A 15,175-nucleotide genomic window follows, 5' to 3' on the forward strand; every position below is an offset into this window, starting at 1 on the left:
CCGGGGATTGGGTGCCACGATTCGTGGTACCCCTGAACCATGAGCGAATCCATCAGGCCTGAAGTGTCGACCACGAGCCTGCCCGCATTCGGGTTCGAGTCGACGTTGGCCGACGAGGTTCCCGGCGTCACGCTGCCGTGGCAGGGCGCCCACGCACCTGACCCTCGCGTGCTGATTCTCAACGACGGCCTGGCCCGGTCACTCGCGCTCGACCCGGTGTCCTTGGCCACCGCCGAGGGGGCAGGCGTGCTGTCCGGATCCATTCCTCCGGCCGAGACCGCCACCGTGGCGATGGCGTACGCGGGTCATCAGTTCGGCAGCTTCCAACCACTGCTCGGCGACGGCCGAGCACTGCTGCTCGGCGAGCTTCGCGACGATCAGGGGCGTCGAGTCGATCTGCATCTCAAGGGGTCCGGAGCAACGCCGTTCTCTCGTGGTGGTGACGGACGGGCTGTGGTCGCAGCCATGCTGCGCGAGTACCTGATCAGCGAAGCAATGCATGCTCTGCACATCCCCACCACCCGATCACTCGCGGTGGTCACCACCGGGGAACAGGTGGTGCGAGAAGGAGGTCCGCAACCCGGAGCGGTACTCGCCAGGGTCGCGTCCAGCCATCTGCGGGTGGGCACGTTCGAGTTCGCTGCCCGGCGTGAGGGGCTCACACAGCCCCTCGCCGACCATGCCATCGCCCGCCACTACCCCGCACTCGTCGAGCTGCCTGCCGAGGATCGCTACCTCGCATTCTTCGAGGCCGTCGTCGAAGCCCAAGCATCGCTTGTCGCGCAATGGATGTCGGTAGGATTCGTACACGGTGTCATGAACACCGACAACACGACCATCTCCGGCGAGACCATCGACTACGGGCCGTGCGCTTTCCTGGACGCCTACGATCCGGCTACGGTGTTCAGCTCCATCGACCACGGTGGACGCTACGCCTACGGCAATCAACCCGCAGTGCTCGGCTGGAATCTGGCCAGATTCGGCGAAACACTACTGCCACTGGTCGATTCGACGCCCGATACCGCAATCACAGCTCTCACAGCGGTCCTGGACACGTTCGGGGAACGCTACCGCCGGCACTACGCGGCCGCGATGTCCGCCAAACTCGGACTGGGAGACGGGGTCGTCGACGCGGAGTTGGTCGACGACCTGCACCGGGTGCTCACGGACCACCGCGTCGACTGGACCCTGGCCTTCCGCGCGCTCGCGGACAACCTGCGCGGGCACTCGTCACCGTTCGACTCCCTCGTTCCGCCGGACGCGTCCTCGACGTGGCTGAATCGTTGGCGTACTGCGGTTTCGGCACGGGGACAGGACTTCTCGTCGATCGCCGACGCCATGGACCGCGTGAACCCGGCGTACATTCCTCGTAACCATCTGGTGGACGCCGCACTCGGATCCGCCACAGCGGGCGATCTCGAGCCGTTCGAGCGTCTGCTCGACGTCGTCACGTCACCGTTCGACCGACGCGAGGACCGGTCGGACTACGCCCTGCCTGCGCCCGAGAACTTCAGTGCGGGATTTCAGACATTCTGCGGTACCTGAATCAGATCGTCGACCACTACTTCAACACGCCTGCCGAGGCCGAGTTCCGTTGTGCGAGTACTGCAAAAGCGTCTCTCAACTCCGCAGGGCCGACCACGTCGACATCGGCGTCGAAATGGTTCAGAGTTGCCGCGAGAGCTATCCACGACCACGACCCGCCCGTCAGACCACATCGGTCGGGCCCCAGATCCTCGACGACACTCTCGCCGGCGAACGGCAGAACCTCACGGGCCGGTCGGTGCAGAATCACGGTACCGACGCACGGCCATCGGTTCACCGAATCGGAGCCCTTGAACCTGGCCGAGACGAATTCCGCCGCATCGCCGCCCGGGATCGGTCGCGGCTCGAACCGTGGGCCGTCGGGCGTTCGTAAGGTGATGCGATCGGCACGAAAGACGCGCCAATCGGCGCGATCGCGACTCCACGCGACCAGATACCACCGTCCCAGCGAGGTGACGAGGTGGTGCGGTTCCACTGTGCGGGGCGGTCGCGCCTCGGCGTCGCTCCGGCCCCCGTAATCGAATCTGAGCACTACGCGAGACCGCACCGCGGCAGACAACGCAACGAGTACGTCCGTCGACACCGGGGCCGGATCGGTACCGCCCGGTGGATGAGTGATCGACGTGAATTGGAGTGCATCCACGCGATGCCTCAGCCGGGAAGGCAGCACCTGCCGGACCGTGGACAGGGCGCGCACTGCCGGTTCTTCCAATGCCGCGCCGACCGACCGCAGCGCCACCGTGAGCGCTACCACCTGGTCGTCATCGAAGAGCAACGGCGGCAACTGGTTTCCCGCGTCGAGGCGGTAGCCGCCCTCGGGACCCATCGACGCAGCGATGTTGTATCCCAGCTCGCGGAGGCGGTCGACGTCGCGTCGAACCGTGCGTGGGCTGACCTCCAAGCGCTCGGCGAGCACGCTGCCCGGCCAGTCCCGAGTGGTCTGCAGCAACGACAACAGGGTCAGCAGTCGGGAGGTGGTCGCCGTCATCTTTCCGATCGTAGGCGAAGTGGAGGACAGAAACTGACCTACATGACTGCCACAGTCGAATCACCGGGGAACGCCCCCGCACGTCGACGGCAGCAGGAGTACACGATGAGCATCCTCACCACCACCCACTTGAACTTTCGCGGTGACGCCCGAGCGGCCCTGGAGTTCTATGCGTCGGTATTCGGTGGACAGACGGCAATCTCGACCTACGGCGATTTCGGGATGCCCAAGGACCTTCCTGGGGCCGACAAGGTCGTTTTCGGTCAGGTGGAGAACCAGGACGGCTTTCGGATCATGGCCTACGACATTCCCGGCCGGACCGCCGATTCGACCGAGGTCACCGGCCACACCTACCGTGAACACGGCACCACCGTCACCGATCAGCCCTTCTTCGTCTCGGTCCGCGGCCACACCATCGACGAGGTACAGGGCTACTGGGACGCTCTCTGCACCGAGGGAAAGATCATCGAACCTTTCGCCGCGTCATCGTGGAGCCCCGGATTCGGGATGGTCACCGACCGGTTCGGTGTGACCTGGTCCCTCGACGTGGCGCCCGCGCACGCCGAATGACGAGTTGGGCTGCGACGTGAATTACTTTTCGTCGCAGCCCAACTCGTGCGTTCCGATGCTCACGAGGTCCGCTTCCGTTCCGCTCTGATCAAGCCACCGCCGACGATCAACCGCTGAATTTCGCTCGTGCCCTCGTACAACCGAAGCAGCCGTACATCCCGGTAGATGCGCTCGACCGGAACCTCCCGCATGTACCCGGCACCGCCGTGAATCTGGACCGCCAGATCGGCGACCCTGCCGACCATCTCGGTGCAGAACAACTTCACCGCAGACGGCGCGATACGTCGATCGGTCTCCTGCACCCATGCCCGCGCAGCCTCACGCACCATCGCCCGTCCCGCCATCACACCGACCTGCTGATCGGCGATCATCGCCTGCACCAACTGGAAGTTACCGATCGCCTCACCGCCCTGAGTGGACGCCGCGGCATAGGACACCGACTCGTCCAACGCACGCTGCGCCTGACCGACGGCCAGCGCCGCGATATGCACCCGCCCCCGCGCCAACGACGTCATCGCCGCCTTGTAGCCGATGTCGCCATTGCCGCCGACCAGTGCGTCGGCCTCGACCCGTACGTCGGCGAAGTTCACATCGGCCGTGCCGGAGCCCTGCTGCCCCATCTTCGCGTCCTTGACGCCCACGTCGATCCCGGCGGTGTCGGCAGGGACCAGGAATACCGCGATACCGTTGCCACTCTGCGGTTTCGGATCCAACTTGGCAAACACGACGAACATATTCGCAATCGGCGCATTGGTGATGTATCGCTTGCTGCCGTTGATGACCCACCCGGTGCCGTCGACCGTCGCCGTCGTCTTCAAGCCCGCCGGATTCGACCCGGCCCCGTCCTCGGTCAACGCAAAGGACGCCACGATGTCGCCCGATGCCATGCCCGGCAACCACGTCGCTTTCTGCTCCTCGGTACCGAACCCCACGAGCACCTGCCCGGCGATCCCGTTGTTGGTGCCGAACATCGATCGCAGCGACAACGAGGTGTACCCGAGCTCCATCGCGAACTCGACGTCCTGAATCAGGTTCAGGCCCAGCCCACCCCACTCCTGCGGAAGCGCGTAGCCGAACAGTCCCATCTCCGCGGCCTGCTTCCGCAGATCCTCGGGAATCGAATCGGTGTTCATGATCTCGAGCTCGCGAGGCACAACACGCGATCGCACGAACTGCGAGATCTGCTTCAACACGTCCGCGAAGACGTCATCCGGTACATCGGGATTCAGCGTGTCCATAGGACCACTATCGAGGAGGGCGAGCTCCTGCGTCCACTACGTGGAACGCACTTCCTGCTAGGCGGGGCGTATTTCCTCACGTCGGCGGAGTTGCCGGACGTTGTCGGCTCCGGCACCGAGCAGGTCCTTCGCGGCCCGCTCTCCTGCCAGCAGCGCCGCCTCGATGCCCGAGTGGGTGAGGAAGTCGCCCGCGAGTCGGAGGTTCGCGGGCATCGAATCCCTGGCGGTCCGCATTGCGGCGTAGTGCCCGGGAACCGGAGCGATCAGCGCCACATCCATCGGGAAGATGCGCGTGAAATCGGGCTCGGCATCCGAGAATGCCATGGCCACTGCCAGACGGGCTCTGGCGACCACCTCGACCTCCGACAGGCCGTCCGTCTGAGCCGCGTCGAGCCACACGCTGGCCGTTTGAGCACCCGTCGGCACCGATCGTGGAGCGCGTCTGCCGTTCAGCAGAACCCCGTAGTTGTGGTGCACTCCCGGCGCGCCGTGCACGACGAGGTCGTAGGGCACATCCGGCCACGGATCCCGGTGATATCCGAACACGACGTGATGGGCCGTCACCGGAACCACGGCGGACAGGGCATCGGTGATGGCGGAATCGACGACCCCGTCGAGCAGGGCCGCGGCGGTTCGAACATCGGTGGCGAGTACGGCTGCGTCTGCGTGGACCGGACCGTCCGCAGTGAGCACGGTGATCCCGTCGGTGTGGCGTTCGAGCGAGAGTGCGGGCGTACCGATCCGTACATCGTCGACGCCGTCGAGCAGCCACTCGGCAATGCGTCCGAGGCCTCCATCGGGAACGGTCAACTGGGTCCGATGCACCTGAGTCAGCAGGGTTTTGACGAATCCGGCCGAGATCTTCCTCGGATCGGCTCCGGTCAACGGGTCCATCAAGGGTCGCACGACGTACTCGAACGTTCGATCACCGAGCGAATCCCGTGACCATCTGTCCAGTGTGCGGCCGTCGTCGGCCGCGGCAAGGTCGTCGATATCGAACGGCCCCTGGTCGCGGCCCAATGCCAAGCGTCCGATCTGTCGTACGGCGCGCAGACGATCGCCGATGGTGAGTTGCGGCAACCTCAACAAGGTCCATGGACGATCGAGCCGCACTCGGTGTTTGCGACCTGCGCCGTCCAGCACTGCGGTTCGCGCATGCCATCTCCGCATCATCGACATTCGCCCCTGCTCCCGCAGGACGGCGCGGGTCCGTGCGTACGAACCCATGACGAAGATGGCCCCGGAATCGATTTCGAAGCCGTTGTGCTCGACGGTCCGCACCCGGCCACCGATTCCGTCGGCCGCTTCCAGTACGACGGGCTCGTGCCCTTCGCGCTTCAGGATTCTGGCGGCGGCAGCGCCCGCGACACCCGCACCGATGACGGCAACGCGCATCTCAGCCCCTCACCATCCCGAATTCCTGTGTGTCCTCGTCGAGACTGCGCATGACCGCCGCCCTGGCATCGGCCGGGAGGGTGTCGACGATGAGCCGTACTCGTTCCCTGCGTCGATCGACCGCCTGTCTGCGCGGCATTCCCGGCGTCGGCTCCATCTGCGGCATGATCCCCTCGATGTCGTCGACGCCGCCGAGGTGATGACCGGCCTCCATCAGTGCGATCTCCTCGCGCATCTGCGAAGAGTCCTTCTCCTCGCTCATTCCGATCGGACCCATCATCGTTCCGTTGAGGAACTGCTTGACCGCGGGCTCGTCCGACGTCAAGAGCACCTCTCGAGGCCCGAACATCACCAACTCCTTGCGGAACAACATGCCGATGTTGTCCGGCACCGTTCGAGCGAGATTGATGTTGTGCGTGACGATCAGCGTGGTCGCATCGATCTGGGCATTGATGTTGAGTAGCAACTGACTGATGTAGGTGGTGCGGACCGGATCGAGCCCCGAATCGGGCTCGTCGACCAGAATGATCTTCGGGTCGAGAACGAGCGCTCTCGCCAATCCGGCCCGCTTGCGCATGCCGCCCGAGATCTCACCGGGCAGCTTGTCCTCCGCACCGAGCAGACCCGTCAGTTCGAGCTTCTCCATCACGATCGCGCGGATGTCGGACTCGGACTTCTTGGTGTGCTCGCGCAGCGGAAAGGCGACGTTGTCGAACAGGTTCATCGAGCCGAACAATGCGCCGTCCTGGAACAGCACGCCGAACAGCTTTCGAATCTCGTAGAGCTCCCGCGAGGAACACTGCATGATGTCGGTGCCGTCGACGACGATCGAACCCTCTTCGGGGCGTAGCAGTCCGATCAACGATTTCAAGAACACCGATTTACCTGTGCCCGAGGGCCCCAGCAGTGCACTCACCTCACCCGCCGGCAATGTCAGAGACACGTCTTTCCAGATGCTCTGCGAACCGAACGATTTGGTGAGTCCACTCACCGAGACCTCGACGCCCATCCAGTGCTCCTTCGTTGTCCAGTGAAACCGTCTGTACCACTTGCATTTCGAGCGTCAGAAAATCCTTCGCATGATCTTCTTGGCCCGCTCGGTGTAGGGCGGATAGATGACTCGAATGTCCGGCTTGAGGGTCTTCGACAGCACGGACTTGCGGTGACTCAAGGTATGGAAACCCCATTCACCGTGGTACGCACCCATACCGCTGGCACCGACACCGCCGAACGGGAGCGCGGCCACGAGGCAATGCAGCGCAACGTGATTGATGACGACTCCGCCCGCGGGAATTCTGTCGGTCATGTCTCGGGCGGCCTTCTTCGACGAGCTGAAGATGTACAGCCCCAACGGCTTCGGTCTCCGGTTGACGAATGCGATCGCATCCTCGGTCGTACGGTAGCCGACAACCGGAAGAATCGGACCGAAGATCTCGTCCGACATCGCCGGTTCCGCCACATCGGGATCGACGATGATGGTCGGCTCGATTGTCAGAGCACCCTCGTCGACGCCACCGCCCGTTACGATTCTGCCCTTCGTTTCCGCGATGTACCCGGCAAGTCTGTCGAACTGTCGTTTGTTGACGATGCGCTGGCCACCGACCTGATCGGACCTGAACTGTGCCACGGTCGCAACCAACTTCTCGACCAATCGGTCGCGCACCTTCTCGTCGACCAGAACGTAGTCGGGTGAAATACACGTCTGCCCGGAGTTGAGCAGCTTGACCCACGCGATCCGCCGTGCGACCACGTCGAGATCCGCATCGGCGGTCACGATGGCCGGACTCTTCCCTCCGAGCTCGAGAGTGACCGGCGTCAAAGTCGGTGCCGCGGCTGCCATGATCTTGCGGCCGACCTCGGTGCCACCGGTGAACAACGCGTGGTCGAATCCGAGCGCGAGCAATTCCTGAGTTGTCGCTCCGTCGCCCTCGACGACGATGACGGCGTCGGGATCGACGTACTGCGGCAACAGTGTCGCCAACAGCGCCGAGGTTGCGGGTGCAAGCTCGGAGGGCTTGACCACGGCGCAGTTGCCTGCGGCAACCGCCGCGATCAGCGGTCCCAGCGTGAGGTAGACCGGGTAGTTCCACGGTCCGATGACGAGAACGACTCCGAGCGGCTCGTCCTGAACCCACGCCGAGCCCGGAAGTTGATTCAGCGGCAAACGAACTCGCTCGGGCTTCATCCATCGGCGTAGGTGCTTGATCGCGTACTCGGCCTCACCCTTGGTCGACGTCAGGTCGCCGAGCCAGGTTTCGACGGGACTGCGACCCAGGTCCTTCGCCAACGCCGCGGCGACATCGGCCTCCCGTTCGGTGACGAGGCGAACGATGCCCTCGAGCTGCTTCAGTCGCCATTCGATCGGCCGTGTCCGGCCCGATGCATGTACTGCCCGCAACGCCTGCACACGTCGTTCCAGTGCAGGCGAGGACATTTCGCGGGTCTCTGTCGTTGTCATGTCGGCTCAGAACTCCGGTACCGGCACCGAGCCGGACAGAACCGCGCCACCGGTTCCGCCGTCGACCGTGATCGTCTCGCCGTTGACCCACCTCGCGGAGTCGGAGGCGAGGAACAGAACGACATCCGCAATGTCCTCCGGGTTCGCGTGCCTGCCGAGCATCGTTTCGAGTCCGTCGATCGTGTCGTCACCCATGGTCTCGCGGAAGTCCTTCAGGATCGGCGTGTTCACCGGGCCCGGCAGGACGGCGTTGATACGAAATCCCATCTCGTGCAATGCCAGTCCCATGGACATGACGTAGACCGTGGTGACTTCCTTCGACCAGTTGTAGGCATTGCCCTGCTGCGGATTGCTCTTGAACCACTGTGCACCCTCCTCGAAGGTGTCGGTGGCGAGAACCTCACGAATGGTCTCGAGACGCTGTGGCCAACCGAAGCCCGCCGTGGACGAGACCACGACCACGTTGCCCTGCTCGCCCAGCCGATCGAGGAACGATTCCGTGAGGTGCCGGACCGCGAGCGAGTTGACCGCGAAAACCGTGTCGGCAGGCGCGGTTCCGGGGACGCCGGCCACGCTGAGCAGCGCGTCGAAGGTACCGTCGAGCTGTTCGATGGCCGCATCGATGCTGGATGGATTCGCCAGATCCACCTCGATGTGCCCGGTGACCGCTGCGGTCGGGGTGTTGCGATCGAGGCTGAACACCTCGGCACCTTCGGCAAGAAGCTTCTCGGTCACGCAATGGCCGATCCCTGATGCGGCACCGGTGACGACGTAGCGCTTTCCCGCGAATTCTGACATGTCTTGACCTTCCGAAAAGCTAGAGGGAGTACGGCAGTGATTTCACTGCGTGGACGAAGTTGCCGGCCAAATACGTCGGTTCGCCGACGGTGAGGCCGGGAGCGCGATGCAGCAGCTGATCGAAGATCTCGCGCAGTTGCATCTTCGCCACGAAATTTCCCATGCAGAAGTGCGGGCCACCACCGCCGAACCCTTGGTGCGGGTTGGGGTTTCGCGACAGATCGAACAGGTCCGGACGATCGAAGACCTTCTCGTCTCGATTGCCCGACGAGTAGATCATCGCGACCCAGTCCCCTGCCCGAATGTTCTCTCCACCGAGCACGGTGTCCTGGGTGGCGGTACGCCGGAATGTCATGACCGGAGAGTTGTAGCGAACGAATTCCTCGATCGCAGTGCCGATTCGGCCGTCGAAATCTCCGAGCAGGAAGTCTCGCTGGTCCGGATTCAGTTGCAATGCGCGCTGAGTGAGGCTGATCGTATTGCGCGTCGTGTCGTTTCCTGCGACCGACAACAACACGAAGAACGATCCGATCTCTTCGTCCGTCAACTTCTTGCCATCGACCTCGGCGTTGACCAGGTTGGTCATCAGGTCGCTGCGCGGGTGCGCCCGACGCTCGGCGGCGAGGTCCATTCCCAACATCAACAGACTGACGAGGGCGTCGTTGAGTACCTCACCCGGTTCTCTTCCGGCAGCGACGTCCTCGTCCGCCCACGAGACCATTCCGTCGGCATGGTGTGCAGCCTCGTTGCGTTTGTCTTCGTCGTCGAGACCCATCATTTCGTAGATGGTCCACATCGGCAGACGCTTGGACACCTGCGTGACGAAGTCTCCCGACGGTGTCTGCAGAACGTCGTCGACGATGCTGGCGGCCTGACGCTTGATCTGATCGTGGATCTTCGAGACCTGCTTCGGGGTGAACGCTGCGCTGACCAGTTTGCGCAGAGCGCCGTGGCGCGGCGAGTCCATCCCGAGGAACGACCCAGCTGCCTCCAGGATGTCGTCCGGGACTTCCTCGAACTGGAAGCCCTGTCCAGAGCAGAACAGCTCCGGATGCTTGCTGACCTCGGCAATCAACTCGTGTGAGGTACACACCCACACACCGTCGTTCTCCGGCGGCATGAGGCCACCCTCGAGCGGAGGGTGCCAGCTGATCGGTCGTTCCCGACGGAGCACCGAGAACGTCTTCTCGCGTTCGTCGGCAGTCGACGCCCAGAAACCGAGGTGCGAGACGGACAGCGGATCGTACGACCTACGAGGACTTTCGACGACAGACGTCATGACGACACCGCTCCTTGCACCTGGTAGGACTTTTCCAATTGACGCTTGACCAATTTGCCGGTGGGTGTCCGAGGCAGTTCGTCGACGAAATCGACCGAACGTGGTGCCTTGAATCGAGCGATGCGGGCGCGCACGTACTCGATGATCTCCTGCCCCAACTCGTCCGACGGCTCGACGCCCGGCTTGAGTTGAACGACGGCCTTGACCGACTGGCCCATCTCCGCATCCGGCACCCCGATGACCGCGATATCGAAGATCTTGTCGTGCATGGCCAGTACGTTCTCGATCTCCTGCGGGTAGATGTTGACCCCGCCGGAGATGATCACGAACGACTTTCGATCCGTGAGGAACAGGTAACCGTCGTCGTCGACGTATCCGAGGTCGCCGACGCTCGTCCACGTCGGATGATGCGGGTGGCGTGCTTCGTCGGTCTTCTTCTCGTCCTTGTGATAGACGAACGGCATGGTCTCGCGCGCGAAATAGACCGTTCCGATGTCACCCGGATTCGACTCGTTGCCTTCCTCGTCGCAGATGTGGAGGTCTCCGACGACCGCCTTACCGACCGATCCGGGCTTGCGCAGCCACTCGGCCGAGGACACGAACGTCATGCCGTTCTGCTCGGTGGATCCGTAGTACTCGAACAGCACCGGGCCCCACCAATCGATCATCGCTTGCTTCACTTCGGGTGGACACGGTGCCGCGGCGTGAACGGCCAGCCGAAGACTGGAATGGTCGTAGCGCGTCCGCACGTCCTCGGGGAGCTGCAACATGCGAACGAACATCGTGGGAACGAATTGCGCGATCGTTGCGCCGTACTTCTCGATGGCCGCGAGCGCGCCCTCCGCATCGAATTTCTCCATCATCACGACCGTGCCGCCGAGCGCGTGGACGGCACCGGACCACTTCAGCGGAGCTGCGTGGTAGATCGGTGCCGGTTGCAGGTACACGTCGTCGGGGCCGACCTTGAACATGTGGCCCAGCAGTCCCACGATCGGGTCGCCCGGCTGATCCACCTGGATCGGAAGCATCGCCGAGCGGATGCCCTTGGGCCGACCGGTGGTGCCGGAGGAGTACATCATGTCTGCGCCGCGCGGACGATCGACGAGCGGAATGCCGCCCTCGCTCAGCAGGTCCGAGTAGGACTCGTAACCCTCGATCGCGTCACCGAATGCGTAGGCGTGCGTCAGCGTCGGCAACAGTGCGCGAACGTCTGCGCCCAATCCGGAGAGAGCACCGGATACGAACAGCACCTTGGCATCACAATCGGTGACGATGTACGCCACCTCGTCGGCTGCGAGATTCTTGTTGACCGGCGTGATGTAGAATCCGGATTGCATTCCAGCCCAGTAGATCTCGAATACTTCTGCGGCGTTGTCGGCAAGGATCGCGATGCCGTCACCCTTCCGAAGACCGAGGCGATGCATAGCGGAGGCGAGGACGGTCGAACGCCGGTCGAGTTCGCCGTAGGTGACGGTCTGCCCGCTGCCTGCGAGGATGACCGCCGGCTTGTCCGGGTTGGACTTGGCATGGATGCCGGGATACATGTCTGTTCTCAGCCCCTTCAGACCAGCAGGTCGTCGCGGCCGTCGGCCTGAAGGGCCGCGACGTAGCTCGGATACAACTTCTTGCCCAGCGGTGCCAACTTCAGCAGGGACGCGACGTTGCCCTCGACCTTGATCTTGCTCTTGGCCATGGCCAGCGGCAGGTTGACCTTCCCCTGCCAGTACGCGTTGCCGGTGTCTGCGGACATCCGCATGGTCGCGGTCGAGGCGGACGATTCGTCGCCGCCCGTGACCTCTCCGGTCGTGGTGTCGATGACCAGGATCGACTCCGGATCGGTGTAGATCGTCTTGAGCACGATGCCGGTGTCCCTCAGCTTGGGACCGATCTCCGCGTCTGCGAACGCGGCCTCGAAGATTCCTCCGAGATACTTCTTGACCTCGTTCGAGTCTGTGAAGCTCACTGCTAAACCTCCTGGTAGACCGCCAGAATCATCTCTTTTAATCTTTGTTCGATTAGAAACAGATTCTGGACAAGCGAGTCGGAAACCCTCACACCTTGGCGCACCTGTGCGGTGCGTCACACGAACATAACTCGACTTACGGAATTACGCAAGCCTCGGACGGCCGAGGTTCCGGCAGGACCATGCCTGCCCCGTATCATCGAACGGTGAACGAACGAACATCCGTCCCGGAGCACCGGCCCGGGCCACCGCCCCGAGCCGGTGGCGACCTGAAGCGGCCGTTCTTCGAACACGCCCTCGTGCTGTTGGCGACGGTCGGCTACGGAGGCTTCAAGCAAGCCGCCCTGTGCAAATCCCTCGGTGTCACGACCGGCGCGTTCTACCACAGCTTCGGAGGGTGGAAGGATTTCTGCACCGAATTCCTCGACTTCTGGTATCAGGAACGAACCGTGCGGATCGCCGAAACCGCTCAGGCGCACAGCGATCCGGTCGAACGGTTGGGAATGCTCGTAGAGGCAGTCGGAAATCTCCCGCACCGTGCCGAGGCCGCCATCCGCGCCTGGGCCGCAGTCGATCCCACCGCAGCGCGCGTTCAACGAACGGTCGACCTGCAGCGGTACGACGTCGCCGAAGAAGCGTTCGAGCACGTCGTGTCGGACCCGCAGCTCGCGCGCCGCTACGCGCTCGCCGGGGTCGCGATGCTCACCGGGTTCGAACAATCGGTGTTGCACGACGAGGATGCCGCGGACCTCGAATGGTCACTGCGACTTCTGCTCGACGCCGCCCGCCGGGATGCGCCGTCGACTCCTCAGCCCTGAAAGGCCGCTCCGGACTCGAGCAACGGCTCAGGATCGACACCCCACTGCAGTAGTACGTCCTCGGTATGCTGCCCGACCGCGGGCGGCCCCGCCGTGACGGTCGGTTCGATGCCCGAGAATCTCGGCGCAGGCATCGGCTGCACCAGGCCGTTGTCCCGCACCACGGAACCACGCCGGCGGATGTGCGGATGATCGAGCGCCTCCAGCATGCTCAGCACGGGTGACACGCACGCGTCGGTACCGCCGAACACCGCCGTCCATTCCCGTTGCGTCCGAGTCATGAACGCAGACGCGATCACCGATGCCGTTGCCGCCCAGGTGCTCCTGTCGTTCTGAGCACCTGGGTCCAGTGCCGTCACGCCGAGTCCGTCGAGCAGCAGCGCATAGAACTTCGGCTCGATGGCTCCGACTGCCATGTGTCGGCCGTCCCGGGTCTCGTACACCCCGTAGTACGGCGCTCCGCCGTCGAGCATGTTCACTCCGCGGGTATCGGACCACGTACCGGTGTTCATCAGCGCGTGGGTACCCGCCAGCAGGTGCGCAGTGCCGTCGACGATCGCCGCGTCCACCACGCGACCACGCCCGGTCACCCTCGATTCCAGCAATGCCGCCAGGACGCCCATCACCAGATAGGTACTGCCGCCACCGAAGTCGCCGACGAGGTTCAGCGGAATCTGCGGAGGGCCGCCCGCATCACCGATGGCGTGGAGCGCGCCGGTGATGGCGATGTAGCCGATGTCGTGTCCGGCGCTGGTGGCCAGCGGACCGTCCTGACCCCAACCGGTCATCCGGCCGTAGACCAGCGCGGGATTACGTGCGTGACAGTCGTTCGGTCCGATTCCCAGCCGCTCGGCGACACCCGGCCGCCCACCTTCGATCAGAATGTCGGCACGCTCCACCATCGTCAGCACGGCATCGACCGCATCGCGAGACTTCAGGTCCAGACCGACCGAGCGTTTGCCTCGATTGAGGATGTCCTGCTCCGGCTTTCCCGGGAACACTCCGAGTCCGCCTGGACGTTCCACCCGAACGACCTCGGCACCCATGTCCGCCAGAGTCATTCCGGCGAACGGGGTAGGTCCCATTCCCCCGATCTCGAGAACCCGGATGCCCGAGAGGGGTCCGGGATGCTCAGCCAAGAGGGTTCGATCCCACGCGCGCGCCGCTCAGATCGGTGATCTCCGACCACCGTTCGGCGACGACACCGACCGACGGGGGCGTCTCGAACCTGACGCCGTCGTTCTGGAACTGAGCAACCCGATACACCGCTCCGCCGCCCGCGACGAAAACCGAGCCCGTGGTGGTCGACTCCTCGGTCAGCAGATATCCGACCACCGGTGCCACGAAGGCGGGCGGAAGCGTGTCCAGAAGGTCCTGCGGAGCGATGCCTTCGGTCATCCTGGTTGCGGCCATCGGCGCGACAGCGTTGACGAGAATGTTGCTTCGCTCCCCCTCGATCGCCAGCGTGTTGAGCAACCCGACCAGCCCTGCTTTGGCGGCGCCGTAGTTGGCCTGACCGAAGTTCCCGAACAAGCCACTCGTCGAGGTGGCCATCACGATTCGCCCGAATCCCTGTTCCTTCAGGTGCGGCCACGCTGCGCGAGTGATGTTGAAGCTGCCGTACAGGTGCACCTTCATCACGGCGTCCCACGATTCGGGGGTCATCTTGGCGAAGGACCCGTCACGGAGGATTCCGGCGTTGTTGACGATCCCGTGGACCGCTCCGAAAGTCGATATCGCAGTATCGATCACCCGCTGGGCACCGTCGGTGGTCGAGATGTCGTCGTAGTTGGCGACCGCCTCACCGCCCGCGTCGCGGATTTCGGCGACCACGTCGTCCGCCATCGCCGAACCGCGTCCCGAACCGTCCTTGGATCCGCCGAGGTCGTTGACGACGACCCGAGCGCCTTCCGCGGCCGACAGCAATGCGTACTCGCGGCCCAGTCCGCCGCCGCTTCCCGTGACGACCACGACGCGGTCCTTGACTCCTGGCATGTCGATTCTCCTTGGCATTCGAGTTGATGTTCGAGATCACCGGCCGATCGACGGCGTCCATCGATGCGAACCTCGCATCGTCGACACTTTTTATCACATGTTAAATTCGATGAGAATGCCCGACCCGT

General features: G+C 63.8%; 14 protein-coding genes. 3 read left to right on the forward strand and 11 right to left on the reverse strand.

The window, feature by feature from the left end:
- The first annotated feature begins 39 nt into the window (after positions 1 to 39).
- Positions 40 to 1,545, forward strand: a complete 1,506-nt coding sequence (locus CH295_RS04780) for a protein adenylyltransferase SelO (protein WP_094739935.1) — start codon at positions 40 to 42, stop codon at positions 1,543 to 1,545.
- A 16-nt stretch (positions 1,546 to 1,561) separates the two neighbouring features.
- On the opposite strand, the gene CH295_RS04785 is transcribed toward CH295_RS04780, so the two are convergent.
- Entirely contained in the window at positions 1,562 to 2,533 is a 972-nt protein-coding gene (locus tag CH295_RS04785) for a helix-turn-helix transcriptional regulator (RefSeq protein ID WP_094739936.1), read from the reverse strand.
- 105 nt (positions 2,534 to 2,638) lie between these two features.
- Between CH295_RS04785 and CH295_RS04790 the strand changes: the two genes are divergently transcribed.
- The gene (locus tag CH295_RS04790; RefSeq protein WP_037194682.1) at positions 2,639 to 3,103 is read left to right on the forward strand and encodes a VOC family protein; all 465 of its coding nucleotides are present in this window, start codon (positions 2,639 to 2,641) and stop codon (positions 3,101 to 3,103) included.
- Between the two features lie 59 nt (positions 3,104 to 3,162).
- Here CH295_RS04790 and CH295_RS04795 read toward each other — a convergent pair whose 3' ends face one another.
- Genes CH295_RS04795 through CH295_RS04830 form a run of 8 tightly spaced genes read right to left on the reverse strand, consistent with a single transcriptional unit; the run spans position 3,163 to position 12,234 of the window.
- Positions 3,163 to 4,341 (reverse strand): acyl-CoA dehydrogenase family protein, encoded by a 1,179-nt coding sequence (locus CH295_RS04795; protein ID WP_094739937.1) that lies wholly within the window; start codon positions 4,339 to 4,341, stop codon positions 3,163 to 3,165.
- Positions 4,342 to 4,398: 57 nt separating this feature from the next.
- Positions 4,399 to 5,736 (reverse strand): FAD-dependent oxidoreductase, encoded by a 1,338-nt coding sequence (locus CH295_RS04800; RefSeq protein WP_094739938.1) that lies wholly within the window; start codon positions 5,734 to 5,736, stop codon positions 4,399 to 4,401.
- Position 5,737: 1 nt separating this feature from the next.
- On the reverse strand, positions 5,738 to 6,745 hold the full coding sequence (locus CH295_RS04805) for an ABC transporter ATP-binding protein (protein ID WP_037194373.1): 1,008 nt from the start codon (positions 6,743 to 6,745) through the stop codon (positions 5,738 to 5,740).
- A gap of 54 nt (positions 6,746 to 6,799) precedes the next feature.
- On the reverse strand, positions 6,800 to 8,194 hold the full coding sequence (locus CH295_RS04810; protein WP_094739939.1) for an aldehyde dehydrogenase family protein: 1,395 nt from the start codon (positions 8,192 to 8,194) through the stop codon (positions 6,800 to 6,802).
- Between the two features lie 6 nt (positions 8,195 to 8,200).
- A complete protein-coding gene (locus CH295_RS04815) occupies positions 8,201 to 8,992 on the reverse strand; it encodes a coniferyl-alcohol dehydrogenase (RefSeq protein ID WP_094739940.1) in 792 nt (263 codons plus the stop codon).
- Positions 8,993 to 9,011: 19 nt separating this feature from the next.
- A complete protein-coding gene (locus CH295_RS04820; RefSeq protein ID WP_032367169.1) occupies positions 9,012 to 10,271 on the reverse strand; it encodes a cytochrome P450 in 1,260 nt (419 codons plus the stop codon).
- Entirely contained in the window at positions 10,268 to 11,815 is a 1,548-nt protein-coding gene (locus tag CH295_RS04825) for an acyl-CoA synthetase (RefSeq protein WP_094739941.1), read from the reverse strand. Before CH295_RS04825 ends, CH295_RS04820 begins: the two co-directional genes overlap by 4 nt.
- Before the next feature lie 17 nt (positions 11,816 to 11,832).
- Complete coding sequence (locus CH295_RS04830) at positions 11,833 to 12,234, reverse strand: SCP2 sterol-binding domain-containing protein (protein WP_032367170.1); 402 nt, start codon at positions 12,232 to 12,234, stop codon at positions 11,833 to 11,835.
- A 206-nt stretch (positions 12,235 to 12,440) separates the two neighbouring features.
- On the opposite strand from CH295_RS04830, the gene CH295_RS04835 reads away from it, so the two are divergent.
- On the forward strand, positions 12,441 to 13,052 hold the full coding sequence (locus tag CH295_RS04835; RefSeq protein ID WP_052047992.1) for a TetR/AcrR family transcriptional regulator: 612 nt from the start codon (positions 12,441 to 12,443) through the stop codon (positions 13,050 to 13,052).
- Here the strand turns inward: CH295_RS04835 and CH295_RS04840 are convergent.
- Both CH295_RS04840 and CH295_RS04845 read right to left on the reverse strand, forming a co-directional pair.
- On the reverse strand, positions 13,043 to 14,191 hold the full coding sequence (locus CH295_RS04840) for a CaiB/BaiF CoA transferase family protein (protein WP_288143174.1): 1,149 nt from the start codon (positions 14,189 to 14,191) through the stop codon (positions 13,043 to 13,045). The two genes, CH295_RS04835 and CH295_RS04840, sit on opposite strands and share 10 nt — an antisense overlap.
- On the reverse strand, positions 14,184 to 15,047 hold the full coding sequence (locus CH295_RS04845) for an SDR family NAD(P)-dependent oxidoreductase (protein WP_037194368.1): 864 nt from the start codon (positions 15,045 to 15,047) through the stop codon (positions 14,184 to 14,186). The genes CH295_RS04840 and CH295_RS04845 overlap by 8 nt, the downstream gene beginning before the upstream one ends.
- Between the last annotated feature and the right edge of the window lie 128 nt (positions 15,048 to 15,175).

Origin of the sequence: Rhodococcus sp. 14-2483-1-2, from assembly GCF_002259405.1 — a bacterium.
GTDB lineage: Bacteria > Actinomycetota > Actinomycetes > Mycobacteriales > Mycobacteriaceae > Rhodococcoides.